Annotated in this window: 22 protein-coding genes and 5 pseudogenes; 18 read left to right on the top strand and 9 right to left on the bottom strand. The window is 68.7% G+C overall.

Translation table 11 applies throughout. The features are described 5' to 3' along the window. Positions 1–24: 24 nt before the first annotated feature. The 8 genes and pseudogenes from ACPEE0_RS03310 to ACPEE0_RS03275 all read left to right on the top strand — a co-directional run bounded on the left by ACPEE0_RS03310 (position 25) and on the right by ACPEE0_RS03275 (position 5,460). The gene (locus ACPEE0_RS03310) at positions 25–699 is read left to right on the top strand and encodes an ArsR family transcriptional regulator (RefSeq protein ID WP_424573888.1); all 675 of its coding nucleotides are present in this window, start codon (positions 25–27) and stop codon (positions 697–699) included. A 143-nt stretch (positions 700–842) separates the two neighbouring features. Then, positions 843–1,278, top strand: a pseudogene (locus tag ACPEE0_RS03305) (arsenate reductase ArsC). A 15-nt stretch (positions 1,279–1,293) separates the two neighbouring features. After that, positions 1,294–2,271 carry a thioredoxin-disulfide reductase gene (gene trxB, locus ACPEE0_RS03300; RefSeq protein WP_133349101.1) on the top strand — a complete coding sequence of 326 codons (978 nt, stop codon included), beginning with the start codon at positions 1,294–1,296 and terminating at the stop codon, positions 2,269–2,271. Between the two features lie 130 nt (positions 2,272–2,401). Continuing rightward, positions 2,402–3,789, top strand: a pseudogene (locus ACPEE0_RS03295) (FAD-dependent oxidoreductase). A gap of 26 nt (positions 3,790–3,815) precedes the next feature. Next, the gene (locus tag ACPEE0_RS03290; protein ID WP_424573887.1) at positions 3,816–4,256 is read left to right on the top strand and encodes a low molecular weight phosphatase family protein; all 441 of its coding nucleotides are present in this window, start codon (positions 3,816–3,818) and stop codon (positions 4,254–4,256) included. A gap of 12 nt (positions 4,257–4,268) precedes the next feature. Next, positions 4,269–4,760 carry a universal stress protein gene (locus tag ACPEE0_RS03285; protein WP_424573886.1) on the top strand — a complete coding sequence of 164 codons (492 nt, stop codon included), beginning with the start codon at positions 4,269–4,271 and terminating at the stop codon, positions 4,758–4,760. 143 nt (positions 4,761–4,903) lie between these two features. Beyond that, positions 4,904–5,128 carry a hypothetical protein gene (locus ACPEE0_RS03280; protein ID WP_009356606.1) on the top strand — a complete coding sequence of 75 codons (225 nt, stop codon included), beginning with the start codon at positions 4,904–4,906 and terminating at the stop codon, positions 5,126–5,128. 89 nt (positions 5,129–5,217) lie between these two features. Then, positions 5,218–5,460 (top strand): hypothetical protein, encoded by a 243-nt coding sequence (locus ACPEE0_RS03275; protein WP_424573885.1) that lies wholly within the window; start codon positions 5,218–5,220, stop codon positions 5,458–5,460. Positions 5,461–5,476: 16 nt separating this feature from the next. Here the strand turns inward: ACPEE0_RS03275 and nhaA are convergent, their stop codons facing one another. Beyond that, on the bottom strand, positions 5,477–6,832 hold the full coding sequence (nhaA, locus tag ACPEE0_RS03270; RefSeq protein ID WP_424573884.1) for a Na+/H+ antiporter NhaA: 1,356 nt from the start codon (positions 6,830–6,832) through the stop codon (positions 5,477–5,479). A 117-nt stretch (positions 6,833–6,949) separates the two neighbouring features. Further along, on the bottom strand, positions 6,950–7,639 hold the full coding sequence (locus ACPEE0_RS03265) for a PAS and ANTAR domain-containing protein (RefSeq protein ID WP_424573883.1): 690 nt from the start codon (positions 7,637–7,639) through the stop codon (positions 6,950–6,952). 276 nt (positions 7,640–7,915) lie between these two features. Between ACPEE0_RS03265 and ACPEE0_RS03260 the strand changes: the two genes are divergently transcribed. From ACPEE0_RS03260 to ACPEE0_RS03245, 4 genes and pseudogenes are all read left to right on the top strand, one after another. Continuing rightward, on the top strand, positions 7,916–8,245 hold the full coding sequence (locus tag ACPEE0_RS03260; RefSeq protein WP_407709997.1) for a heavy-metal-associated domain-containing protein: 330 nt from the start codon (positions 7,916–7,918) through the stop codon (positions 8,243–8,245). 57 nt (positions 8,246–8,302) lie between these two features. Beyond that, positions 8,303–10,435, top strand: coding sequence for a heavy metal translocating P-type ATPase (locus ACPEE0_RS03255; protein ID WP_354175894.1), 2,133 nt, complete (start codon positions 8,303–8,305; stop codon positions 10,433–10,435). A 49-nt stretch (positions 10,436–10,484) separates the two neighbouring features. Continuing rightward, positions 10,485–10,973, top strand: a complete 489-nt coding sequence (locus ACPEE0_RS03250) for a hypothetical protein (RefSeq protein WP_009356610.1) — start codon at positions 10,485–10,487, stop codon at positions 10,971–10,973. Between the two features lie 73 nt (positions 10,974–11,046). Then, positions 11,047–11,666 (top strand): annotated as a pseudogene (locus ACPEE0_RS03245) (DUF305 domain-containing protein). 95 nt (positions 11,667–11,761) lie between these two features. Here ACPEE0_RS03245 and ACPEE0_RS03240 read toward each other — a convergent pair. Next, a complete protein-coding gene (locus ACPEE0_RS03240) occupies positions 11,762–13,018 on the bottom strand; it encodes an FAD-dependent oxidoreductase (RefSeq protein ID WP_424573882.1) in 1,257 nt (418 codons plus the stop codon). Between the two features lie 144 nt (positions 13,019–13,162). Between ACPEE0_RS03240 and ACPEE0_RS03235 the strand changes: the two genes are divergently transcribed. From ACPEE0_RS03235 to ACPEE0_RS03225, 3 genes and pseudogenes are all read left to right on the top strand, one after another. Continuing rightward, positions 13,163–13,825: a low molecular weight phosphatase family protein gene (locus tag ACPEE0_RS03235; RefSeq protein WP_424573881.1), complete on the top strand. Its 663-nt coding sequence runs from the start codon at positions 13,163–13,165 to the stop codon at positions 13,823–13,825. A gap of 217 nt (positions 13,826–14,042) precedes the next feature. Further along, a complete protein-coding gene (locus tag ACPEE0_RS03230) occupies positions 14,043–15,158 on the top strand; it encodes an LCP family protein (RefSeq protein WP_009356614.1) in 1,116 nt (371 codons plus the stop codon). 175 nt (positions 15,159–15,333) lie between these two features. Further along, positions 15,334–17,015: pseudogene (locus ACPEE0_RS03225) on the top strand (alkaline phosphatase D family protein). A gap of 78 nt (positions 17,016–17,093) precedes the next feature. Here ACPEE0_RS03225 and ACPEE0_RS03220 read toward each other — a convergent pair. Both ACPEE0_RS03220 and ACPEE0_RS03215 read right to left on the bottom strand, forming a co-directional pair. Beyond that, positions 17,094–17,480 carry a hypothetical protein gene (locus ACPEE0_RS03220; RefSeq protein WP_354175896.1) on the bottom strand — a complete coding sequence of 129 codons (387 nt, stop codon included), beginning with the start codon at positions 17,478–17,480 and terminating at the stop codon, positions 17,094–17,096. After that, entirely contained in the window at positions 17,481–17,828 is a 348-nt protein-coding gene (locus ACPEE0_RS03215; protein ID WP_009356617.1) for a PadR family transcriptional regulator, read from the bottom strand. It abuts the gene before it with no gap. Positions 17,829–17,977: 149 nt separating this feature from the next. On the opposite strand from ACPEE0_RS03215, the gene ACPEE0_RS03210 reads away from it, so the two are divergent. Both ACPEE0_RS03210 and ACPEE0_RS03205 read left to right on the top strand, forming a co-directional pair. Beyond that, positions 17,978–18,763, top strand: a complete 786-nt coding sequence (locus tag ACPEE0_RS03210; protein WP_035751843.1) for a histidine phosphatase family protein — start codon at positions 17,978–17,980, stop codon at positions 18,761–18,763. Beyond that, positions 18,747–19,671, top strand: a pseudogene (locus ACPEE0_RS03205) (NAD(P)H-hydrate dehydratase). The gene ACPEE0_RS03210 and the pseudogene ACPEE0_RS03205 overlap by 17 nt, the downstream one beginning before the upstream one ends. A gap of 432 nt (positions 19,672–20,103) precedes the next feature. On the opposite strand, the gene ACPEE0_RS03200 reads toward ACPEE0_RS03205, so the two are convergent. The 4 genes from ACPEE0_RS03200 to ACPEE0_RS03185 all read right to left on the bottom strand — a co-directional run bounded on the left by ACPEE0_RS03200 (position 20,104) and on the right by ACPEE0_RS03185 (position 23,240). Further along, positions 20,104–20,526 (bottom strand): Hsp20/alpha crystallin family protein, encoded by a 423-nt coding sequence (locus ACPEE0_RS03200; protein WP_009356620.1) that lies wholly within the window; start codon positions 20,524–20,526, stop codon positions 20,104–20,106. 505 nt (positions 20,527–21,031) lie between these two features. Continuing rightward, a complete protein-coding gene (locus tag ACPEE0_RS03195; RefSeq protein ID WP_424575230.1) occupies positions 21,032–22,429 on the bottom strand; it encodes an FAD-dependent monooxygenase in 1,398 nt (465 codons plus the stop codon). Further along, entirely contained in the window at positions 22,360–22,638 is a 279-nt protein-coding gene (locus tag ACPEE0_RS03190) for an FAD-dependent monooxygenase (protein WP_424575229.1), read from the bottom strand. The genes ACPEE0_RS03195 and ACPEE0_RS03190 overlap by 70 nt, the downstream gene beginning before the upstream one ends. 38 nt (positions 22,639–22,676) lie before the next feature. Next, positions 22,677–23,240 carry a hypothetical protein gene (locus ACPEE0_RS03185; RefSeq protein ID WP_009356622.1) on the bottom strand — a complete coding sequence of 188 codons (564 nt, stop codon included), beginning with the start codon at positions 23,238–23,240 and terminating at the stop codon, positions 22,677–22,679. Between the two features lie 170 nt (positions 23,241–23,410). On the opposite strand from ACPEE0_RS03185, the gene ACPEE0_RS03180 reads away from it, so the two are divergent. Further along, positions 23,411–25,648, top strand: coding sequence for a S9 family peptidase (locus tag ACPEE0_RS03180; protein WP_009356623.1), 2,238 nt, complete (start codon positions 23,411–23,413; stop codon positions 25,646–25,648). The last annotated feature ends 15 nt before the right edge of the window (positions 25,649–25,663 follow it).

Genomic DNA, 25,663 nt, shown 5'->3' with positions numbered 1-25,663 from the left:
AATACCTCAGTCAAACTTGAGTCAATGGAAACTGAACTAAGTGCCGCGTTCCGCCAGCGGCTGGCCAGGCATGCAGCCCTGGCCGACGCCGGCCGGCTGCGCATCGTGGACCTGCTGACGCTGGGCGACCGCTCGCCGTCGGAATTGCAGGCGGAGCTGGGAATGCCGTCCAACCTGCTGGCCCACCACCTCCGCATCCTTGAGGACGCCGGGCTGGCGGCGCGGCACCGCTCGGAGGCGGACCGGCGGCGGAGCTACATCCGCCTGGTGGCCGGGTCGCTTGAGGACCTGGTTCCCGGCAGCGGGCACCAGGCGCGGCGCGTCCTTTTCGTGTGCACCCGCAACAGCGCACGCTCCCAGCTCGCGGCGGCCCTCTGGCGCCAGGCCAGCGGTATTCCCGCGACATCGGCGGGGACGCATCCCGCAGACCGGATTTCCCGCGGCGCCCTGGAAGTCGCCGCCCGCCACGGACTGGACCTGGCCGACGCCGTACCGCAGCAACTGGACCAGGTCATGGGAGAAGGGGATTTCGTGGTGACCGTCTGCGACAACGCCCACGAAGAGGTTCCGGGCCTGCAGGGGGTGCACTGGTCCATCCCCGACCCCGTCAGGCAGGGCACGGCCGAGGCTTTCGAGGAGGCATACGGACAGATCTCCCACCGCATCAGCGACCTCGTACCCCGCCTCACCGCCGCCTGACACCAATACATTGACAACCATCAATATTTAGCGCCATACTCCCCATATCGATCATCATCAATCTTTCGGGACTGAGAGGTCGGGCGGGAGCACCACCACCCACCGCGGCACCTCCCGCCGTACGTCATCACTAGGAGAACAGCGTGACCACCGAGACAGCCAAGAAGCCCTCCGTCCTTTTCGTCTGCGTCCACAACGCAGGCCGTTCCCAGATGGCCGCAGCCTTCCTGACGTCCCTGTCCAAGGGTGCCGTGGAGGTCCGCTCCGCAGGGTCCCAGCCCGCCGAAAAGATCAACCCCGCCGCCGTCGAAGCCATGGCCGAGGTGGGCATTGACATGTCCGCGGAGGTTCCCAAAGTCCTCACCACCGAGGCCGTCAAGGACTCGGACGTGGTGATCACCATGGGCTGCGGCGACGAGTGCCCGTACTTCCCCGGCAAGCGCTACGAGGACTGGGTGCTGGAGGATCCGGCCGGCAAGGGCGTAGAATCCTGTCCGCCCCATCCGGGACGAAATCAGGACCCGCATCGAAGCCCTCATCACCGAACTGGTGCCCGCGCAGCACCCGGACGCCCAGTAACTCCAGGAGACCTCCATGACGAACGAACAGCTGATCATCATCGGTTCCGGCCCCGCGGGGTACACCGCAGCCATCTACGCCGCACGCGCAGGCCTGGCACCGCTGGTGCTGGCCGGCTCGGTCACCGCGGGCGGCGCCCTGATGAACACCACCGAGGTGGAGAACTTCCCGGGCTTCCCCGCCGGCATCCAGGGCCCGGAACTGATGGAAGGCCTGCAGGAACAGGCAGAGAAATTCGGCGCCAAAGTGGTGTTCGACGACGCCACCTCGGTTGATCTCAAAGGCCACCTGAAGACCGTGGTCACCGGCGGCGGCGAGACCCACCAGGCCCCGGCCGTCATCCTGGCCACCGGCTCGGCGTACAAGGAACTCGGCCTGCCGGAGGAGAAGAAGTTCAGCGGCCACGGGGTCTCCTGGTGCGCTACCTGCGACGGGTTCTTCTTCCGTGACCAGGACATCATCGTGGTGGGCGGCGGTGACTCCGCCATGGAGGAAGCCACGTTCCTGACCCGGTTCGGAAAGTCCGTGACCGTCGTCGTACGCCGTGAGGAACTGCGGGCCTCCCGCATCATGGCGCAGCGGGCCAAGGACAACCCCAAGATCAGCTTCGCCTGGAACTCCGCCGTCACAGCCATCCACGGCAACGGCAAGGTCACCGGCGTGACGCTCACGGACACCCGTTCCGGCGAAACCCGGCACCAGGCGGCCACCGGCATCTTCGTGGCCATCGGGCACGTGCCGCGGACGGAACTCGTGGCCGGCCAGGTGGACCTGGACGCGGACGGCTACATCAAGGTGGACTCCCCCACCACGGTCACCAACCTGTCCGGCGTGTTCGCCTGCGGCGACGCCGTGGACCACCGCTACCGGCAGGCCATCACCGCCGCCGGGACCGGCTGCGCCGCCGCCCTGGACGCCGAACGCTACCTGGCAGCCCTGGACGACGCGGACAGCATCGCCACGGCGCTGGTCGAAGAACCTACCCACAGCTGACAACCCGGGCAGGAAGGGGGTGAGCTGGATGAACACGAATTGCTGCGGCGACAACGGTTGCTGCGACGACGAGGATCAGGACTGCTGCTAGCCCTTCCGCACCACCAACACATCGATGAGAGGACACGCCATGGAAAAGACCAGCCTTCCGGTAGCCGTGATCGGCGCCGGGCCGGTGGGACTCGCCGCCGCAGCGCACCTGCTGGAGCGCGGCCTGGAGCCGCTGGTTTTCGAGGCGGGTCCGACGGCGGGCGCAGCCATTGAGGAATGGCGCCACATCCGCCTGTTCTCGCCCTGGCGGTTCAACATCGACGCCGCCGCCGTCCGGCTGCTGGAGGCATCCGGCTGGGAAGCACCCCGGCCCACCGCCCTGCCGTACGGCGGCGAGCTCATCGACAACTACCTCGCTCCCCTGGCCGCGCTGCCGGCCCTGGCCACCCGGCTGGAGACCGGCGCCCGGGTACTGGCCGTGACCCGGCAGGGCATGGACAAGACCCACGTCCGCAACCGGGACACCACCCCCTTCACCGTCCGGGTCCTGCACTCCGACGGCGAAACCCGCGACCACACCGTGGCTGCGGTGATCGACGCCTCCGGCACCTGGTCCACCCGCAACCCGCTGGGCACGTCCGGGCTGCCGGCGATCGGCGAGGAGGCGGCCGCGGCCCGCATCTCCTCCCCGCTGCCCGACGTCGCGGGCCGGGACCGCGAAGCCTTCGCGGGCAAACGCGTCCTGGTGGTCGGCGCCGGACACTCCGCCGCCAACACCCTGCTCAACCTTGCCGCACTGGCCAAGGAGGCACCCGAAACCCGGATCCTGTGGGCCATCCGGGCGCCTCACCGTCCAAGACCTACGGCGGCGGGGACGCTGACGGGCTGCCCGCCCGCGGCCAGCTCGGCGCCCGGCTCCGCCGCCTGGTGGAGGCGGGAAAGATCGAACTGCACACCGGTTTCGGCATCAGCTCCTTCAAATCCCTGGACTCCGGGGTCACCGTCGGCGCCGTGGACGGCCGCACCCTGGAGGCCGACGTCGTGGTGCCCTGCACCGGCTTCCGGCCGGACCTGGACATGCTGCGCGAGCTCCGCCTCAACCTGGACCCCGCCGTCGAGGCGCCCATGGAACTTGGCCCGCTGATCGATCCCGAATTCCACTCCTGCGGCACGGTGCCGCCGCACGGTGCCAGGCTGCTGGCCCACCCGGACAAGGACTTCTACATTGTGGGCATGAAGTCCTACGGAAGGGCTCCCACCTTCCTGCTGGCCACGGGCTACGAGCAGGTCCGCTCCGTTGCCGCCGCCCTGGCCGGGGACCGCGAGGCCGCCGACACCGTCCAGCTCGAACTTCCGGAAACCGGCGTCTGCTCCACCGATGCCGGCACCAGCTGTGACGTTCCCGCCACCCGGCCAGCAGCCGGCGCGGTTGAGGCCGGCGGTGAGTCCGGCTGCGGCGCTGCCCCGGAACCCGTCCTGGTCGGCTTTCCCACCGGCCTGGCCCACGGCCGCTCCGCCGAAAACTGACAACTTAAAAACCGCAAAGGAAACCCATGACTGACGCCTCTCCCGCCACCGACGGGGACAAGAAGCCCGCCGTCCTGTTCGTCTGCAGCAAGAACGGCGGCAAGTCCCAGCTTGCGGCCGGGCTGATGCGCCAGCTCACCGGCAGCACCGTGGACGTATACTCGGCCGGCACCAAGCCCGCCAAGGACCTCAACCCGCTCGCTGTTGAATCACTGGCCCAGCTCGGCATCCCCGTTGAGGGCGAGTACCCGAAACCCGTCAGCGAGGAGGTCCTCGAGGCTGCGGACGTGGTGGTGGTCCTGGGCACCGAGGCAAAGCTTGAACCGCGTGAGGGCACCCGATTCGAACTCTGGGAGACCGACGAGCCCTCTGAACGCGGCATTGAAGGCATGGAACGCATGCGCCTGGTGCGGGACGACATCCGGGCACGGGTCCAGAAGCTGCACCAGGACCTCATCACTTCCTGACGGACCGGCGCAATGGACAACCAGGACCGGTCCGGCGGGTCCGCGGGGCCCGCCATCCTGGCCGTGCCCTGGGAATGCCCGGAACACCTGGTCCTGACGGCGGCGGAATTTGCGGCCGCCATGGACCTCCACCTCGTCTGCGCCTTCGTTGACCCGGCAAGCTACCTGGTGGAGTGGGCCGGGTCGCCGGAACTTCCCGGAGCCTCGCTGGACCCTGCCGTCAACGATGAGGCGGCCTACCCTTCACGGGAACTCCTTGGGCGCCTGCAGGAAATCCTTGCAAGGGCGGAGGACGTGAGCTGGTCTTTCCGGGTCCTCAACGGCGCCGTTGCCCCGGCCCTGATGCGGCTCGGCGACAGCCTTGGCGCTTCCATGTTCATCGTGGGAGGTCGGCGCCCGGGGATCCTGTCCCGGTTCGAGCGGGTCCTGGAGGGCTCAGTGGCGGAGGCCCTCGAGCACTCGCAGCGGCGGCCCGTCCTGGTGGTTCCCGCGGTGGGCCACTAGGCCAAAAAGCCGGGCACAGCACTGCGAAAAATGCTTGGTGGGCAATGCCCCTGTCAGTACACTTAGCTTATTCATCCGGCGGGCTGGGGACCAGCAGCGACGCTCCTCCGGAGGGAGCCTGTTAAGGCGCGAAGGCGGCACCCATGCACGGAAACCGGAAGCTCCCCCGCAGCATTCGCGAGGAAGTCGCCCATCTGGAGCTACAACTGCAGGTCCTGGAAATCATCGACGAAATCCTCAGCGGAACCGCCGCCTGCGAGGCCGATGCCCGCAGCTCGCTGCGATGGTACGTCAGCGCCAATCCGGGCCAGCCGCAGCGCGCCCTGCTGATGCACATGATGAGCATCCAGCGCTCCGATCACACCTGACACAGAAAAAACACCCTGCTGAAACACCACGGCAACCTCGCCACGGCAAGCTGTGCCTACGGGGATACAACAGCAGGAGGCAGCCCATTATGGAGGCACAAGGAGTACGTACGGACCAGCTCCGCATCGGAGACAACATCGAGGCCTGGCACCGCGGCAGACTGTTCCACCGCGGCCGGGTGACCGGCGTGGTGCCGGCACTGGAACTGTTCTGGATCCTGGACGCGAGGACCGGCACCCGCAAGCTGCTGGACCCTGAGGCCCTGGAGATCAGGCATGTGGATGAGCCCGTGGAGCAGCCGGCCCGGCCGGCGAAGCTGGAACCCGCATAACGTCCGGGCGGCAGGTTTACTGGGCCCGGTCCTGGTAGACGTCCGGAATGCCGTCCTGGTCCGCGTCCACTTTCTCCAGTTCCTCTGCCTGCCGGTACTGCCGGTTCCTGGTCCGCAGCACCAGGGTGGCCAGCAGGGCGGCGAGCAGTGAGGCGCCGAGGATGCCCACCTTTGCGTGGTCATCGTGGAGGCTGCCGTGGCCGAAGCTGAGCTCGGCCACCAGCAGGGACACCGTGAAACCGATGCCGGCCAGCAGCGCCACGCCGAAGATGTCGATCCATTTGAAGGAGCTGTCCAGGGTTGCCCTGGTGGCTTTGGTGAGGATCCACGTGGTGCCCAGGATGCCGATCGGCTTGCCGAGCACCAGGCCCAGGATGATGCCGAGCGCCACCGGGTCGGCCAGGGCAGAGACCAGTCCGTCCCAGCCGCCCACCGCGACGCCGGCGGAGAAGAACGCGAAAATGGGGACGGCGATGCCCGCGGAAATGGGCCGGAAGCGGTGCTCGAAGATCTCCGCCAGCCCGGGCCCGGCCTCCGGACCGCCCCCGGCCTGCGAGCGGATGACCGGCACGGCAAAGCCCAGCAGGACACCGGCCACAGTGGCGTGGATGCCCGAAGCATGGACGAGCGCCCACGTGACCATGCCCAGGGGCAGCAGGATCAGCCACGCGGCTGACGCTTTGCGGCCGAAGAAGTGCCGGTACTTCTGCGCCAGGAAGGTGTAGAGGGCCAGCGGCACCAGGGCCAGCAGCAGCGGCGTCACCTGGATGTCGGTGGAGTAGAAGAACGCGATGATGCTGATGGCGATCAGATCATCCACCACGGCCAGGGTCAGCAGGAAGATCCGCAGCGCGCTGGGCAGGTGGGAGCCGATAATGGCCAGCACGGCAACGGCGAAGGCGATGTCCGTGGCGGTGGGGATGGCCCAGCCGCGCAGGGTCTCCGGGCTGGTGAGGTTGACGACGGCGTAGATCACCGCCGGGACAACCACGCCGCCGGCCGCGGCAGCCACCGGGACGATCGATTTGCTGATCTGCCGCAGGTCGCCGGCCACGAATTCGCGCTTGAGTTCCAGGCCCACCAGGAAGAAGAAGATGGCGAGCAGTCCGTCGGCAGCCCAGGCGCCGAGGCTCAGCTCCAGGTGCCAGGGCTCGTAGCCGATCTTGAAGTCGCGGAGCGCGAAATAGCTGTCGGAAGCCGGCGAGTTCGCCCAGACGAGGGCGATGATTGCCGCTGCGACCAGCAGGGCGCCACCGACGGTTTCCTTGCGGAGGATTTCCCCGATCCGCAGGGCCTCGGAGTAGGAGCCCCGGGCAAAGACCGTGCCCCGGGGCGCGGCGGGCGGCGGTGTTGATGGCGGGGTGGAGTTCATGAAGGAGTCCTAACGTTTGGGCTCGACAAAATTACTGCCGACCAGACTTCCCGGCGCACCTTCGATCCATTCTAGGGGCGCTAGCGCCGACGCCCAAAAGTGTTGTGTCCTGCGGTGCTATCCCGCCCGGCGCCGGGACGCCCCCGGCCGGCCCTCGGCGGCGATGGCCCTGACGGCGTGGTCGAGGTAGTTCCGTGCCTCGGCGGAATTGGCCAGCTTCACGAGCTCCGCCGCCACCACCACCAGTTTGACGTTCCGGTGGCTACTGGTGCTGACCAGCATCTGGAAAGCGTCGTCGGCACCCATTTTCAGCTGGCCCATCAGGATGCCTCGGGCCTGGTCCACCACGCTGCGGGTGGAAGTGGCACCGGCGACGGCGTCGCGTGCGGTCTGTTCCGTTTCGCGCTGCAGGGTGGTGGTGAGGTCCACCATGACCCCCTCCATAACGGAGACAGCGCCTTCCTCGTCCCGGATGCCCTCGCCGGAGGTCAGCACCCGCCGGGTCCGCCCCTTGGCGTCAATAATCCGGTGGTACATGCAGAAGTAGCCGCCTGTTTGCAGGACCTGGTCCACGATGGCCTGGCACCGGGGCCTGTCCTCCGGATGTTTGTGGGAGTACAGCAGCTCCAGGGTAGGCACCACGTCGCCCCGCCGGTACCCGTGCAGCTGGTACATGCCGTCGGACCAGGTGACTTTCCATCCGGCCACATCCACATGGAAGGTCCCGGCGACGCATTCATTGCCGCCCAGGGCGCTCGAATAGGTGTAAGGGCCGGTCAGGTCCGTCATCACAGGGGCCACCTCCATGTAGCATCCAGCACCCGCGGCGCAACAGATCATCCGGGGCACTAGTACCAGTATGGCCGCGGCGGACTCCGACGGGTAGGCCATAGGTCCCGCCTACCCGAAGAGGGGTGGGGCCGGCAGCCCTCTCCCACCCCTTGACGAAGATACCCCCTGGGGGTATGCTCAACGTGTTGTCAGTGAAGTGGTATGTCCCGGCGGTTCCAGCGCCTTCACAGCCGTTCAACCCCAGCACCCTGCTTACCGAGGATTCATCCTTCGTCAAGGAACGGAACTGACATGAACATCGAACACCGCACAGCGCTCCCCCTGGCATCCGCCGCCGGCTGCAGCTGCTGCTCCCCCGCAGGCCACGCACCCAAGACCGCAGCCGCCGTCGCGCATTCCCCTGCGGCCTCGGGCCGGCGCGAGTTCGCGCTTGAAGGACTCACCTGCGGGCACTGCGTCAAGACTGTTGAAACGGCGGTAGCCGCCCTGGACGGCGTTGATTCGGCCTCCGTTGACCTGGTTCCCGGCGGGCGTTCCCGCCTCACGGTCGCCGGTTCCGCCTCCGAAGAGGCCGTCCGCACGGCCGTCACCACCGCCGGGTATTCCCTGGCCGCACACTGACCTTTGCGCTTCTGCTGGCACCGCCCGGCGCAGTACCAGTCCTCCAAGGAGGAAACCATGCAGGACATGCACCAACCAACGCACCACCACGACGACGGCAGCCAGGCAGGCGGCACGCTCACCCGCCACACCGCTCCCCATGCGGGCCACCACCAGCCGGCGCACCAGCACCACGGCGACGACGACCACGCCGTCCACACCTCCGGCCAGCACGCCGGGCACAGCACCGCCATGTTCAAGAACCGGTTCTGGCTTACCCTGGCGCTGTCCGTTCCGGTGGTCTACTTCAGCCCCATGGTGGGCCACATCCTGGGCTACATGGCGCCCATGTTCCCCGGTTCCACCTGGATCCCGCCCGTCCTGGGCACCGTCATTTTCCTGTACGGCGGGCAGCCGTTCCTCAAGGGCGGGCTCCAGGAACTGAAGGACCGGCGGCCGGGCATGATGCTCCTGATCGCCATGGCCATTACGGTAGCCTTCGCGGCCTCGTGGATCACCAGCCTGGGCCTGGGCGGCTTCGACCTGGACTTCTGGTGGGAGCTCGCGCTGCTGGTGGCCATCATGCTCCTGGGCCACTGGATCGAGATGCGCGCCCTTGGCTCCGCGCAGGGTGCGCTGGATGCCCTTGCGGCCCTGCTGCCCGACGAGGCCGAGCGCGTCACGGACGGCGGCACCGAGACGGTGCCGGTCTCCGAACTCCGCCCTGACGACCTGGTCCTGGTCCGGCCCGGCGCCCGGATGCCCGCCGACGGCACCGTGGTGGACGGGCAGGCCGAGTTCGACGAATCCATGATCACGGGCGAGTCCAAGACAGTTCCCCGCAGCCCCGGAGCCCCGGTGGTGGCAGGAACCGTCGCCACGGACAGCAGCGTCCGCGTGCGGGTCACGGCCGTGGGCGACGATACGGCGCTGGCAGGAATCCAGCGGCTCGTGGCCGAAGCCCAGGCTTCGTCCTCGCGTGCACAGGCGCTGGCGGACCGCGCGGCAGCGTTCCTCTTCTACTTCGCCACCGCGGCCGGCGTCCTGACGTTCATCGCCTGGACGCTGCTGGGCAGTGTTCCGGAGGCCGTCACCCGGACCGTGACAGTGCTGGTGATCGCCTGCCCCCATGCCCTGGGCCTCGCCATTCCGCTGGTCATCGCCATTTCCACCGAGCAGGCCGCCCGGGCCGGCGTGCTGATCAAGAACCGGATGGCCCTGGAACGCATGCGGACCGTTGACGTTGTCCTCTTCGACAAGACCGGCACCCTCACCACCGGTGAACCCGAGCTGATGGATGTGGCAGTGGCCGAGGGCGTCGATCCTGACGAGTTGCTGGCCCTGGCCGCGGCCGTCGAATCGGACAGCGAGCACCCCGTGGCGCGGGCCATCGTGCGCGCGGCCCGGGACCGGAACCTGGTGGTGCCGGCCGCCGGCTCGTTCACTTCCCTGACCGGGCGGGGCGTGCGGGCCACCCTGGACGGACGGACGCTGCACGTGGGCGGACCCGCGCTCCTGCGCGAGCTTGCCGCCGTCGAACCCCCTGCCCTGGCCGCGGTGACCCGCGGCTGGATGGACCGCGGCGCGGCAGTCCTGCACGTGCTCGACGGCGGCCGCATCCTGGGCGCAGTCAGCCTGGAGGACGCGGTGCGTCCGGAGTCCCGGCAGGCCGTGGCGGCGCTGCAGAACCGGGGCGTCAAGGTAGCAATGGTCACCGGCGACGCGCGGCAGGTGGCGCGGGCCGTGGCGGCGGACCTCAGGATCGATGAGGTGTTCGCCGAGGTCCTACCCGCCGACAAGGACAAGAAGGTGGCCGAGCTCCAGGCCCGCGGGCTGAAGGTGGCCATGGTGGGCGACGGCGTCAACGATTCCCCGGCGCTGGCCCGTGCCGAGGTGGGCATCGCGATCGGCGCCGGCACCGACGTGGCCATGGAGTCCGCCGGGGTGGTCCTGGCCGGAAACGATCCCCGGGCCGTCCTGTCCATGGTGGACCTCTCGCGGGCGAGCTACCGCAAGATGTGGCAGAACCTGGTGTGGGCGACGGGCTACAACATCCTGTCCGTGCCCCTGGCCGCCGGGGTCCTGGCGTTCGCCGGCGTTGTCCTCTCGCCCGCGGCGGGTGCCGTGCTGATGTCCGCGTCCACTATTGTGGTGGCGCTGAACGCCCAGTTGCTGCGGCGCCTGAAACTGAACCCGTCCGAGGTACGTTGACGTTGAGGGTACGTTGAAAGGTGTGGTCCGCGTGAGGGGAGGGAACAGCATGCAGGCAGGCATCCGCACCGCCGTCGTGGCTGCCCTCCGCCCGGCCGCGTTGGCTGCCGCGGTCCTGGCCCTGCTGGCCGGCATCCTGGGGATGCACGTGCTGACCGCAGGCCATTCGGCCCACGCGACGCCGGCCTCCACGGCCGCTGAGCACGCCGGCCATACCGGTGCCGCGCACGACGGCGGCACCCACCCACGTGCCGGGGATCCCGCCGTCGGACATTCCCATGACGGCCACAAGGGGCAGGGCGCCCAGCCCGCGGACGAGTCCTTCACCGCCTCGGGTTCCTGCAGCTCCGGCTGCCCCGGGGCGGAGGAAGCCGGAGCGGCCTGCGTCCCGCTGGTGCCGGCGGGATCGCCGGCCGTCGCACCTCCCCCGGCCACCTCGGCAGCTCCGCTGTATCTGGCGTCGGGAGCCCGGTCCACCGCCTACAGCTACATCCCTTCAGGTCCCACGCCCTGCGAACTGTCCATCAGCCGGACGTAAACCGGCGCCGCGGCGTGCCGCTGCACGCACCGTTTCGGCCCAGTTCCACTGACCTACCTGAAGGACAATCTTCATGAACAGCAAGATCAAGACCCTCTCCCTCGCCGCTGCCCTGGCAGCCTCGCTCGGCCTTGCCGGCTGCGCGGCCGGCTCCGGAAGCTCCGGCGGAAACACCATGCCCATGGATCACGGCAGCTCCGCGCCGATGTCCAGCATGATGCCGGACGCCAGCGCCGACCATAACCAGGCGGACATCGCGTTCTCACAGATGATGATTCCGCACCACGCCCAGGCCGTGGAGATGAGTGACATCATCCTGGCCAAGCAGGACGTCCCGGCCGAGGTCACGGCCCTGGCCACCAGGATCAAGGAGGCCCAGGCGCCGAGATCGAGACCATGACCGGCTGGCTGGAAAGCTGGAACGTGCCCACCATGATGTCCGACCACTCCGGGCACGGCATGAGCGGCATGGTGGACGCCGAAGGCATCGAGAAATTCAAGGCTGCCGAGGGGACCGACGCCGTCCGGCTCTTCCTCGAACACATGATTAAGCACCACGAGGGCGCCGTCGACATGGCCCAGCAGGAAATCGGTGCGGGCAAGAACCCGGCGTCCATCCAGCTGGCCCGCGACATCATCGCCGCCCAGGAAGCCGAGATCACCGAGATGAAGGAGCTGCTCGGCAAACTCTGACCCTCCCCGGCAACGCTCTCCACTTACCGCACCCCATCGGCCAACGCTCTCCACTTTCCTTAAGGAAGTGAGAGAGCGTGCCTTCGAGAATGGCGTCAGGTGAGAGAACGTTGGCCTGGCCGGCGGCGCCTGGCTTTGGGTGCCGCCGGCTCCACATGCTCGGGGCGGATCCCGACGCCGACGAACCGGGCGGTCACGCGCCGCAGCACCGGCGAGGCGAGCCGGAGGACAGGAGGCAGCCAGCGCGGCGCAACCCGGCTGCCGCTGGTAGCCCTGGCAAGCACCCGGTGCCCGGCGCGCTGGAGCCGCTGCATGATCTTGACCGGCATCTCGCGCCGGCGCTGGAGGGCGGCCAGCTTCTCCGGCGGCGCGGTGCCGGCGGCAAGGTCTCCGGCAATGGCGTTGACCAGTGCCACCGCATCCTGGATGGCGAAGTTCACGCCCACGCCGAACATCGGGGACATCGCATGCGCGGCGTCGCCGATGGCAATGAACCCGGGGCGGTGCCAGCGCCGCAGCCTGTTGATCCGGACGGACAGGAGCTTGACCTGATCCCAGTCCTGCAGCGTGCCGACAACGGTCTTGAGGAAGGGCGCGGCGTATGTGATCCGGTCCCGGAGCGCACCGAGCCCCGCCTTCTCCAGCCCGTCGAACCCGCCCTTTTCGATGACCATGCCCGACTGGTACCTGTCGCCGCGGTCTATCGTGAGGACCATGCCACGTGACGAGACGTAGGCGAGCGTCACCGGCGGCGGGTCGGGCGGCTTGGGCAGGCCGAACCAGAGCACATCGATGGGCACACCGTACTCGTCGGGGACCAGTCCCGCCGCCGCCCGGAGGACCGAGGCGCGCCCGTCGGCGGCGACGGTGAGCGTCGCGCGGAACTCCCGTCCGCCGTCGGGCCCTGTTGCCCGGACGCCCCGCACCTGGTCCTGCTCCACGATGAGTCCGGTGGCCTCGGTCTCCATGTGCAGTTCGAAGGTGGGGAACGCCGCAGCCTCGCCGGCCAGGAAGTTGAGGAAGTCCCACTGCGGGGCGAGGACCAGGAAGTTGTCCGGGCCGCGAAGGCTGTGGAAGTCGACGAGGGTGAAGCGCTGGCCATCCACCACCACGTCCATCGTGGACAGCCGGGTCAGCGGCAGCTGCAGGAACTTTTCCCGAAGGCCAAGTTCCCCCAGCAGGGTCACGGTTGAGGGGTGGACGGTGTCGCCGCGGAAGTCGCGGAAGAAGTCGCCGTGCTTCTCCAGCACGGCCACCTTCAGGCCGGCCCGTGCGAGCAGGTAGCCGAGCACCATGCCGGCCGGTCCGCCGCCGGCGATCACGCAATCATGTTCCGACGTCTCCGCAGTCACGTCGCCCCCCTCTCCGTTTCCCGGGCTGCTTCCATGGTGGCGGCAGCGGGCCGGGATGGGTAGTGCGGGTCCCGGGGTGTTGCGTGTTAAGTTGAAAGGCACGGGCTGAACGTCCGTCCACCAGCTGGGAAGAGGGACATCTCCTTGGACACATCCGCACCAGTACGAATCCTCACCGTCTGCACCGGCAACATCTGCCGCTCCCCCGTGGCCGAACGGCTGCTGCAGGCAGGGCTCGACCAGGTGCTGCCCGGCGGTTTCGAGGTGGCCAGCGCCGGAACCCGGGCCATGGTGGGCGACCCCATCCAGCCCCTCTCCGCGGACATCGTGCGGACCTTCGGCGGCGACCCGGAGGGCTTTGCGGCCCGCCAGCTCACCCCGAAAATCCTCCGCGGCGTCGACCTGGTGCTCACCATGACCTCCGGCCACCGCGGGGAGGTGCTGCAGCTGGACGCGTCCCTGTTGAAGCGGACCTTCACCATCCGCGAGTTCGCCCGCATGCTCGACGTGCTGGACGAGCGGGACGCCTCCTCCCAGCCGCCCTCCCCGGGTTCAGACATGCCCGACGGCGGCGATCCCTTGGCTGCCAACACCGCCTTCTGGCGCGGCCTGCCGGCCCGTGCGGCCGGGGTGCGCCACCTCTCGCTCCCCGCGGACGCCGCCGAGAACGACGTCATCGACCCCTACCGCCGCGCCCCCGAGGTGTACCGGCAGATGGAGGACGAACTGGCCCCGGCCATCGTCTCCATCCTCCGCCACGCACGCCTGCACGCCCCCGACCGCCGGAAGGCTGCCAACACGCTGTAACCGCAGCTGCGTGCCTCTGTGCGGTTTTCCTGTGATTCCCCCGATGTGCCGCCATGCTTCCCGGTGCTAGATTCCCGCAATGGAAAGTGCCCGGATCACGGTGCCGTTGCGGGACCCGGTCCGGGAACTGGCAGATGACAGTTTGGACAAGTTTGTAGCCAGCAGGGGGCTGGCGGGCGGACACTAAACCCACCAATCACAATGAGGTGGAGGCAGCATGAGCACTCCAGGCGGTTCCGGCCCTTCCGGGGCGGCAGGTTCCGGAGCGGATCCGGCAGGCCACGGCATGGTGGCGCACGGGCGGCGGCGCTGGATCGCGGCGCTGCTGGCGCTGGTGCTCGTCGCCGCGGCCGTGGTGGCGGTGATCAGCCTGAACCGCGCCGGCCAGGAAGCGCAGCCCGCGGCGACCCAAACCGAGTCGCCGAGCCCCACGCCCACTCCCACGCCAACCCCCACGGAGACAACGCCGGCGGCGCCACCGCCTCCCCCGCCGCCACCACCCATCCCTGAACTTCCGGCCACGCCCATGAACGTGCTGGTAATCGGCAGCGACAGCCGCGCCAGTGCCCGGGAGGCGGCTGACCACACGGCCAGGACCGGCGAAGCGATCGACCACCGCGCCGACACCCTGATGGTGGTCCATGTCCCCGCGGACCGCCGGACGCTTTACATCGTGTCCATCAACCGCGACACCTGGGTGGACATCCCGGGCTTCGGGGGCGCCAAGATCAACGCCGCCCTCCAGTACGGGGGCATCGACATGCAGACCTCCACCGTGCAGTCGCTGCTGGGGATCACCATCGACCACACGCTCATGCTTGACTTCCACGGCTTCCGCGGCCTCATTGACGGGCTGGGCGGGATCGACGTCAACGTGCCCATCGCGTTCCAGTCCACCCACGACACCCAGCATGTCTTCGCTGCCGGGGTGAACCACCTGGACGGGCAGTCGGCCCTGGAGTTCGCCCGCGAGCGCTACGCGTTTTCGGACGGCGACTTCCAGCGGGTCCGCAACCAGCAGATCCTGCTCCGCGCCATCCTGGCCCGCCTGACGGGCGGCGGGGCGCTGAATGATGTCAACGCCGTGCGCGGGCTGGTGGATTTCGCCGCCTGCTGCCTCACCGTGGACCGCGGTTTCGACCCCGTACAGGTGGCCATGCTGGCGTACAGCCTCCGCAACCTGGACCCCAACGCGATCGGCACCATGACCATGCCCACCGCCGGGTCCGGGTTCGTGGCCGGCCAGTCGGTGCTGTTCCCGGACTACGGGGCCATCGCCGCGGTGGGGGCCGCCCTGCGCGAGGGCAGGATCGCCGAGTTCGCCAGGCCCTAGGCCAGAGCCGCCCGCTTCCCTGCGCAGTGAACTCGGGTTTTACCGCGCAGGGACTGCCCCGGCGCAGTGAGCCCGGGCTTCACCGCGAGGATCCGCCCACGCTGTTAAGCCCCGGCTCACCGCAAGTTCACCCGTGTGAAAAGGTCTGTGCGCCGGGTGGCGGAAACCTGAGGGCATGACTTCCGCTTCCCGCACTGAGATTTCCCGCCGCATCATCGTCAAGGGCTCCGTCCTGGCCGCCGCCCTGGCTTCCGTGCCTGCCGCCGCGTACGCAGCACCCACCCGGTCCGGCGTCGCACTGGTCCGCAACCGGCTCACCCTGCCCAGCGGCATCGCCACCGGCGACGTCACCTCGGATTCGGCCGTCCTGTGGTCCCGCGCGTCGGGTGCCGGCCGGATGACGGCGGTGCTGCGCGCAGTGGACGACGCCGGCGCGATCCTGCGCGGGCGCGGCGCCTTTGAGCGCACCCTCCGCGGGCCACGGGCGACCCAGGCGTCCGACTTCACCACCAAGATCCATGCCGGGAACCTGCCGTCCAACACGCGGTTCGCGCTGGAGATCAGCTTCGAGGACGACGCCGGCGCGGCCAGTGAGACGGTCCGCGGCAGCTTCCGCACGGCTCCGGACGCCGGGACGTACAACGGCACGGGCCGCACCGGCGGCACGAGCAACGGAGGCGAGGTGCCGGCGTCGTCCGCGCAGAGCTTCGTCTGGACCGGCGACACGGCCGGGCAGGGCTGGGGCATCAACGAGGAGATCGGCGGGATGCGCGGCTACCGGGCCATGCACCAGACCCGGCCGGACTTCTTCATCCACTCCGGCGACACCGTGTACGCGGACGGCCCGATCGCCGAAACCGTGGTGGAGAAGGACGGGCAGGTGTGGCGGAACCTGGTGACCGAGGAGGTGTCCAAGGTGGCTGAGACGCTGACCGAGTTCCGCGGCCGGCACCGGTACAACTCGCTGGACGCGAACATGCGGGCCCTGTTCGCGGACGTGCCCGTGATCGCCCAATGGGACGACCACGAGACCACCAACAACTGGTACCCGGGGAGATCCTGGAGGACCCCCGCTACACGGTGCGCGACGTCAACACGCTCGCCGCCCGTGGCCGGCAGGCGTGGCAGGAGAACATGCCCATCGCGGACAGTGCCGCGCTGTGGCGGCCGGGAACGTTCGACGACGGCGGCCAGTACCAGCCCGCGCGCATCTACCGGAAGATCTCCCGCGGACCGCAGCTGGACATCTTCTGCCTGGACATGCGGACCTTCAAGTCCCCGAACACCGACGGCAAGGAAACTTACACCACCAGCATCCTGGGCCAGGAGCAGGTGGACTGGCTGATCCGGGAGGTCTCGGCGTCGAAGGCCACCTGGAAGGTGATCGCGGCGGACATGCCCCTGGGCGTCATCGTGCCGGACGGTCCGGTCAACCAGGAAAGCGTTGCCAACCGCGAGGCCGGCGCTCCGCTGGGCCGCGAACTGGAGATCGCAGGGGTCCTTAGCGCGTTCAAACGGAACCGGGTGAAGAACACCGTGTGGCTGACCGCAGACGTGCACTACTGTGCCGCGCACCACTACTCCCCCGAGCGGGCGGCATTCACCGACTTCGACCCGTTCTGGGAGTTCGTCGCCGGGCCCATCGCCGCCGGGTCTTTCGGTCCCAATGCGATGGACGGCACGTTCGGGCCCGAGGTGGTGTTCTCCAAGGCGGGCCGCTTCCCGGGTGAGTCACCGCGCGACGGCGAGAACCAGTTCTTCGGGCATGTCCAGCTGGATACCGACGCCTTCACCGTGAGCCTGCGGAACGCCAACGGTGCCACGGTGTTCTCGAAGGTGCTGACGCCGGAGCGGTAGGTCTGTCTTTCAGCGGCGGCGGGAACCACGGGAGCCTGCCGCCGCCGCCGTCGCATCCCGCCTCCGTCCCGGGAATTCTTAGCGGAGGTCGGGGAGGCGCCTGTCCAGGTATTTCCCAGTGAAGACCAGCGCGGCAGTCAGCACGAGGATGGACGCGAAGTACGTGAGCGCGCCTGTCACGCCGAAGCTGACCCCCGCCACACCGCGGAGCACCAGGTACAGCCCCAGCAGCCCAATCACGAGTCCGGCGGCAAGCCGCCCAACGCGGGCACCGAGGGACATAGAGGTTCCCGCAGGGAAGGAGGCCGCATAATCACGCGGCTGACCGAAGGCCTCCTCGCCGCTTTCACCGCTTACAGCAAGGTGGCTGTGGACTTCCTGCAATGTGCTGCTGACCATGTCTTCGCTATGTTTCCGCTGGCGCAACTCATAGGCCAGAGCCTTCAGGTATTCCTGTGATGACATCTAGTGAGCCTTCTTTGCTTGGAGGAGTTTGTTGATGATTGAGGTGAAGGCATCCCAGTCCGATGAGGATTCCTGAAGCCGTTGCCGCCCCTTATCGGTCAGTGAATAAAACTTCTTCCCCGGACCCGCCTCGCCTTCCCGCCACTCTGAGCTGACCAACCCATCAAGTTCGAGGCGATTCAGGGCGGGATAGATCGTGCCACCGCTGAGCCCATCAATGCCGGATCCCTTCAAGACTTGGATGACCTGATATCCGTAAGCCTCGCCGCTGGTGGCCACGGCCTGAAGGAGGCAGACAGGAAGCGCGGCCCGGACCCAGTCGCTGGGCCAACGCTTTTCTGGATTCATAGCTAGATAGTCTCACAGACTAGGTAGTCACACAACCGTCTGGAAGCTGTGCTTTCCCTATCGGCCGGCCGCCGTCGTCCGGTTATTTTCCCTGCCCGGTGGGTACGCCGCTGGTAGTGTTCCTGCATTCGGCACGGCACGCGGACGGGGTGATCTTTTTGAACGACGACGGACTGACACAGGCAGTACAGGAGGCCGGGGCGGTGGAACTGCTGCTGGTCCGGCACGGCGAGAGCGAAGGCAACGTGGCTGCCACGGAAGCCCGGCTTGCGGGGGCGGAGGTCATTGACGTGCCCGCCCGCGATGCTGACGTGAACCTGTCCGGCACAGGTCAGGAACAGGCCAAGGCCCTGGGAATCGCGCTGGCCCGGATCGCCCAGGAGTTCCGGCCGGACGCTGTGGTGTCCTCCCCCTACGCCCGGGCCCGGCAGACGGCGGAGATCGCCGTCGAGGCTGCGGGCTGGCCGGCGGAGGTGCGCACGGATGAAAGGCTGCGCGACCGTGAACTAGGCATCCTGGACCGGCTGACCCGGCTCGGCGTGGAGAAGCGCTACCCGGATGAGGTGGAGCGCCGCTCCTGGCTCGGCAAGCTCTACTACCGGCCGCCAGGGGGTGAGTCCTGGGCGGACGTGGCCCTCCGGCTCCGCTCGGTCCTCAATGAGCTAAACAACCTGGGCAACGGGCACCGCGTGATGCTGGTCTGCCACGACGCCGTGATCATGCTGTTCCGCTACGTGCTTGAGGGCATGTCCGAGCAGGAACTCCTGGACCTTGCCGCGGACACGGCCATCCTGAACGCGTCGATCACCCGGTATGTGCGTCCCTCCGGCGCGGGGCCATGGACACTGGAGAGCTTCAACGTGGCCGACCACCTCGCCGAGCAGGGCGTGGAAGTTACCGAGCATGCAGGGGACACAAGTGTCCACCCGCGGTGACGGCGCCGGCCCCGTGCTGGTCACGCCGTCGCTGCTGCGCGACTGGCCGCTGCCGGCTCCGGGCGAGGACAAGTATTCGCGCGGCTCGGTGCTGGTGGTCGGCGGTGCGCGGGCTACTCCCGGCGCTGCCCTGCTGGCCGGAACCGCAGCCCTGCGCGCCGGCGCCGGGAAGCTGACGCTCGCCGTCGCCGAATCCGTGGCGGTGCAGGTGGGGGTGGCGCTGCCGGAGTGCGGGGCCATCGCCCTGCCCGAGACTGCCGAAGGATCGGTGAAAGCCGACGGGCTGGACCGGATCTCGGCCTACCTTGACCGGGCGGACGCCATCCTGGTGGGCCCGGGCCTGGACAATCCGGACCTGGCTGAAGAGCTGCTGCGGGCCCTGCTGGAGCGGGAGTCCGCCGATGGCGGGCCGAAAGACGGGGAGGGCGCCGCCGTCGTGCTTGACGCCTTCGCCCTGGGCGGCCTGACCAAGATTGAAGAGCAGCTGGAGCCGTGGCGGGACGGCTGATCCTGACCCCGAATCCGAAGGAAGCGGAGATCCTGCTGGGCCGCGACATCGGGGACCTGGAAAGCGACGTGGCCGCGGTTGCCCAGCAGTTCGACGCCGTGGTGAGCTGCCAGGGCATCGTCGCCCAGCCGCCGAGCCCGGGGGCGAACGGGAACCGGAGCTGTGGAAGATCACCACCGGGTACGGCGGGCTGGGGACTTCCGGCAGCGGGGACGTGCTGGCCGGGGCGATTGCCGGCCTCAGGGCGCGCGGGACCAGCGGCGCCCAGGCCGCCTGCTGGGGAACGCACCTTCACGCCGCGGCTGCCGACCGGCTGGCCAGCAGGATGGGCCCGCTCGGGTTCCTGGCCCGGGAACTCGCCGACGAACTGCCCGCGCTGATGCTGGAACTGAACACCTGAACGCGGGGTCACATCCCGCCCGATTCCAGCTGATTATTGGGCGCTAAATGACCCCGCGTTGGGATCAGATAGCCCGGGCAAAGTGATGGCCCCCTGCTTGGAAGCTCGGGGGCCATCGTATCGGAGGGGATCACTCGCAACTGCCGATGCGCTACCGGCGCTGTGGCGTCCCTTAACGGCAAACCGCCCAAAACTGGCAGATACAACGCGTTCGGATCCTCCCGGTAACCCTGTTCTAGCACCGGCAGGCGGACCAGGACAAGGCATCCCCGCCGGTAACTTTGGACGACCCCGGCCGGAGCCGGGGGCCACCGTATCGGGAAGTACGGGTTGACGCTGCCGATGCGCTGTCTGGCGCTGTGGCGTGCACTTGGCGACCCGCCCCATCCTGGCAGTCAACAGAGAACCCGACGTCCCGATCCTTGGAGGGAACTAGGCCGCGATCTCCTGCTTTGCCCCCTTCGTCTCGATCTCGATCTTCCGCGGCTGGGCCTTCTCGGCGACAGGAATCCGCAGCGTCAGGACACCGGCATCGTAGCTTGCCTTGATCTTGTCGACATCCAGGGTGTCCCCGAGGATCAGCTGGCGGCTGAAGACGCCGCGCGGCCTCTCGGAGGCGATCAGTTCGGTGTCCTTGCCCGCAACGTCAGGCCGTTCAGCCCGCACCGTCAGGACATTCCGTTCCACATCCAGATCCACTGAATCCACCGCGACGCCGGGCAGATCGAAGGCCACGACAAATTCCTTGTCCTCCCGCCAAGCGTCCATCGGCATGGCTGCCGGACGCGCTGCCGTTCCGAGGACCTGCTGGGCCAGCCTGTCCAGCTCGCGGAACGGATCGGTTCGCATCAACATGGCTTCCCTCCTCGTAAGAGTTGGTCCAACACTATTCTTGAGTACCAGCCGATCTGTATTGGCTGATATAGATTTTTTAGCACTGCAGAGGGAGATCCGCAAGCGGTCCGGAAGGGAATTTTCCAAACTTTTTGGGGCCTGTCCGGGGCATGGAAAAGGGGCCTTCCGCAGTGGGCGGAAGGCCCCTTTCGGGTGGTCCCTGCTAACTCCGGGTGGGGTCCGGGCGGAGCGGGGCCGGCCCCGGATCGGGCACCGGCAGCGGGCCTGGAGACGGCGGCGCCGGGAACGGGTTGGGAGATGGATGTCCGGGCTGGGGCTGGGTGGGGTCCGGCGGTGTGGGCTCGGGCCGGGTTCCGGCGGGAACGGCTCGGGTTCGTGCACTGGCGGGATGGTCATAAACTTCCCCTCTCACGCGTGGCTGATGTGCCTGGCGTGATCAGGATACGCCTGCCGCCTGAAGGTCACTAGGCCCCCTCACGGCCAGTTGCCCCATCAGCTACGGCTGCTAATACCCTCTTTTAGGGACCATAAGTGACAGGGCATCACGGCGGCGGATGGCGGGTTCAGTCCCCAACGCGCCCACCAGCCGCAGCCAGTCCCGCAGCTGGTGCACATCCGCTGCCGCGCACCGGAAGCCGATGTGTCCGTCCGGCCGTACGGCCACCAGCCCTGAACCGGGGTGGCTGGTGAGCCGGTGCACGTGGAGCAGCGGGGCCTGCCGGGCGTCCGCAGCGGTGACTGCGGCCGCAACGTCCGGGCCGGCGTCGCGCTCCAGGAAGATATGGATGCCGGGCACGGCGGTCAGCCCGTGCAGGCGGACCTTCCGGCCGTCCACTGTCGCGGGCCCGTCCGGCAGCCGGTCCCCCGGCCTCGGCCAGCTGCCGGCCCGCGGTGTGCCGTCCACGGAAATGGGACTGCGCCGGTACCGGACGAAGGGCTGCGCCAGCAGCCTGATCCCTTTCGAGGTGAGCCAGCGCCGGCGGAGCACCAGCGGAAGTAGCGGCGCACAGAGCGGCAGCAGTGCGCGGATGGCCCGGGCGGCAGGATGCGGTGACGCCTCCCCGAAGAAGATGACGTGCGTCAGGGCAAGCACCCGCCTCGCGGCGAGCCGGCGTTCCTGCCCATAGGACCCGAGCAGCTCGGGCAGTTGCCGTCCGGCCTGGGCGACGAACCCCAGCCGCCAGCCGAGGCTGAGCGCGTCCAGGATTCCGTTGTTCATGCCCTGGCCGCCGGCGGGAGAATGCGCGTGCGCGGCGTCGCCGGCCAGGAAGACGGTGGTGCTGCCGAACGTGCCGGCAATGCGGTGCTGCAGCGGGACCTGGGCGGACCAGCGCACCTCCCTCACCGCGGCCTCCAGTCCGGACGCACGGACCAGGCGCACCACCTCCTCCGCCGGAACGGGCGGTCCGAGCTGCCCGTAGTGCGCGCCCGGCTGCGGTGCTGCCGGCCTTGTGGCCAGCATCCGCCACGAGGCGCCCTCGCCCAGCGCAAACAGGAAGGCCAGCCCGGCCGTCCCGACGGCGGCGTGCAGCAGCCCCGGGTCCAGGGACCCGTCCAGCTCCAGGTCGGCCAGGACCGCCTCCACCGGGTACGGCCCGCCCCGCCAGCGGGCCCCCAGGACGCCGCGGACGGTGCTGGACTGCCCGTCACACCCGGCCAGGAACCGGCACCGGTGCTGCTCCAGCCCGCGGGCGGTGTGGAGCTCCGCACGGAGAAGTCCGTCCGCAGCTTCCGGTTCCAGCCTGCGGAACTCGACGCCCCAGTCCACGGGGACCCCACGTTTCCGAAGCGCCTGCCAGAGCACGTCCTCGACGTCGGCCTGCCGGACCAGGGTCAGGTGCGGAAAGGCGGTGTCCGGAAGGTCGGCGCGGCCGAGCCTGGCGGCCACCACCTTGCGGCCCAGGTGGATGCGGGCTTCCGGAGCCGTATCCGCCCGGTCCAGCAGCTCGTCGGTGACGCCCAGGGGCGGAGGCCTTCAAGCGCCCGGGCATGGAGCATCATCGCCCGGGACGGGCGGATCCGATCCGCGCGGCGGTCAACCACGCGGACCGTGGCGCCATGCGCGTGGGCCTGCAGGGCTGCGGTGAGGCCGGCGGGACCGGCCCCTACCACCAAGACGTCGGTGGCCGCCGTCGTACCTGCCCCCGCTGTCACGCCTGGCTGAGAAGCCGCCACCAGGCCCGGTCACCTTCCGCCGCCGCCATCCGGGCAGGATCGGCGAGCACCTCGTCCCGGCGCAGGCCGGGCAGCACCTTGTAGCTGATGGACCCGGGAACACTCACAAGCTCGAGGACGCGCCACAGGGCAGCCGCATAGTCGTGGGCCCGCGCCGCACCGTCCCATTCATAGAGGCCGCGGTAGGCGCCATTGGTATCGTGCGCGCACCACAGCTTGGACACGAACCCCGGGAACCCGACGAAGAGCGGGGTGTTGAGCAGGCTTTCAGCCTCGAAGAACCGGTGCGCCTTGCCCCGCACCAGCCGGAGCTTGAAGGCGACCACCAGGACGCAGGGCTCGGCGGGTGAGATCCGGTCGACGGCGGTCTCCCGGTAGACCCGTGCCGTGCTGCCGTCCGCGAAGCGGAGCACCCGGCCCACGTTGTTCCTGGGCAGATGCACCTGGCTCCGGGCCAGCATCACGCAGGTTTTTCCCACGCAGCGGGCCACCGCCCGCCACGCTGCGGCCCGCGGTGCGGGCCCTGAATCAAAGGACATGGTTGTCTCCCTTTCGCGGACTGGCGCTGTCCTTCCACCCTGCCGGGAAACGCACGCCCGATCCCAGAGTCTTTGGCCCCTTCCAGCCGGCTTGGGAAGGCACGACGGCGGTTCTCCCCCGGTAGCGAACGCGCCCTGCCCTTGGCGGGGACGGTGGCTATATTGAAGGCATGACCTCCACTCCGCTGCAGGATTCCGCCACCACGCCCGCGTCCGCCGCCACCCCGCCCGTGGCCAAGAAGGTCCCCCTGGAGCGGACACACCACGGGGACACCTTCGTGGACAACTACGAGTGGCTGCGGGACAAGGAGTCCGCCGAGGTGGTGGAGCACCTGAAGGCCGAGAACGCCTACCAGGAAGCGGTGACGGCGCACCAGGAGCCGCTGCGCGAGGCCATCTTCCAGGAGATCAAGGGCCGCACGCAGGAAACCGACCTCTCCGTTCCGCACCGCAAGGACGGCTGGTGGTACTACAGCCGCTCCGTGGAGGGCAAGGAATACGGCATCCAGTGCCGGGTCAAGGCCGCCGACACCGGGGACAGGACCGCCGACTGGACCCCGCCTGCCGTAGAGCCCGGCGTCGCGATCCCCGGCGAGGAAGTCCTGCTGGACGGCAACGTCGAGGCCGAGGGCAAGCCGTTCTTCTCCGTGGGCGGCTCGGCCGTGACCGTGGACGGCAACCTCTACGCCTACGCCGTGGACAACTCCGGCGACGAGCGCTTCACCCTTCGGATCAAGGACCTCCGCACGGGCGAACTCCTGCCTGACGTCATCGAGAACGTCTTCTACGGCGTCTCGTTCTCCCCCGACGGCGCGCGCATCTTCTACACCGTGGTGGACGATTCCTGGCGCCCGCACCAGGTGAAGGCGCACGTGCTGGGCACGCCCGTCACCGAGGACGTGGTGATCTACCAGGAGGACGACGCCGCCATGTGGCTGGGCTTTGAGCTCTCCGCAGACCGGCGCTACCTGGTGCTCGGCATCGGCTGCTCCGAATACAGCGAGACCCGGCTGCTCCGCTTCGACGACCCCTCCGAAACCGTCCGGACAGTGATCTCACGCAACGAGCGGGTCCTCTACGAGGCCGAGCCGTTCCTGCTGGACGGCCCGGACGGGCAAAAGACCGAGCGGATCCTCCTCACCCACAACCGCGGTGCCATCAACTCCATGGTCTCGCTGGCGGACCCGGCCGAGCTGGAGAAGCCGCTGGCCCAGCAGCAGTGGCAGACCGTCGTCGAACATTCCGACGACGTCCGGGTGAACGGCGCGGGCGTCACCGCCACGCACCTGATCGTATCCATCCGGAAAGACACTATTGAGCGGGTGCAGGTGATGGGCCTGGCCGGGCTGGGCACGCCGGCGCAGCAGGCCCCGGTGGAGCCGGCCTTCGACGAGGAGCTCTACACAGCGGGCGTCAGCGGATCGGACTATGAGGCCCCCGTCATCCGGCTGGGTTACACCTCCTACTTCACGCCGTCGCGCGTCTACGACTTCGTGCTGCCCACCCCGGAGCGGCCCGCCGGCGAGCTGCTGCTGCGGAAGGAAAGCCCGGTGCTGGGCGGCTACGACGGCAGCAACTACGTGGCCACCCGGGAATGGGCGACGGCGGCGGACGGCACCCGGATCCCGCTCTCCGTGCTGCGGCACAAGAGCATCAAGCAGGATTCGACGGCGGCGGGCCTGGTGTACGGGTACGGGTCCTACGAGCTGAGCATGGACCCGGGCTTCGGCATTGCGCGCCTTTCGCTGTTGGACCGCGGCGTGGTGTTCGTGATCGCGCACATCCGCGGCGGCGGCGAGCTGGGCCGGCACTGGTACGAGGACGGGAAGAAGCTCACCAAGAAGAACACCTTCACCGACTTCATCGCCGCCACCGACTGGCTGGCCGGCTCGGGCTGGGTGGACCCGGCGCGGATCGCGGCGCTGGGCGGATCCGCCGGCGGCCTGCTGATGGGCGCGGTGGCAAACATGGCGCCGGAAAAGTACGCCGCCATCGTGGCGCAGGTGCCGTTCGTGGACCCGCTCACCAGCATCCTGGATCCGGACCTGCCGCTGTCCGCCCTTGAGTGGGAGGAGTGGGGCAACCCGATCACGGACCCGCAGGCGTACGAGTACATGAAGTCCTACTCCCCGTACGAGAACGTGCGGGAGGTGGCCTACCCGAAAATCGCCGCGGTGACGTCCTTCAACGACACCCGGGTGCTGTACGTGGAGCCGGCCAAGTGGGTGCAGGAGCTGCGAAACCGGACCGCCGGATCCGAGCCCATCCTCATGAAGATCGAGATGGATGGCGGCCACGGCGGCGCCTCCGGCCGGTACGTGCAGTGGCGCGAGCGGGCGTGGGACTACGCGTTCATCGCCGATTCCCTCGGCGCCACCGAACTGCTGCCCGGGGCGGGCCTGAAGTAGCATCGACTGCTCCGT

Source organism: Arthrobacter sp. SD76, from assembly GCF_049726125.1.
Classification (GTDB): Bacteria; Actinomycetota; Actinomycetes; order Actinomycetales; family Micrococcaceae; genus Arthrobacter; species Arthrobacter nitrophenolicus.
Note: the sequence above shows the minus strand (reverse complement) of the source record. Positions and strands in the feature narration are given on the sequence as shown.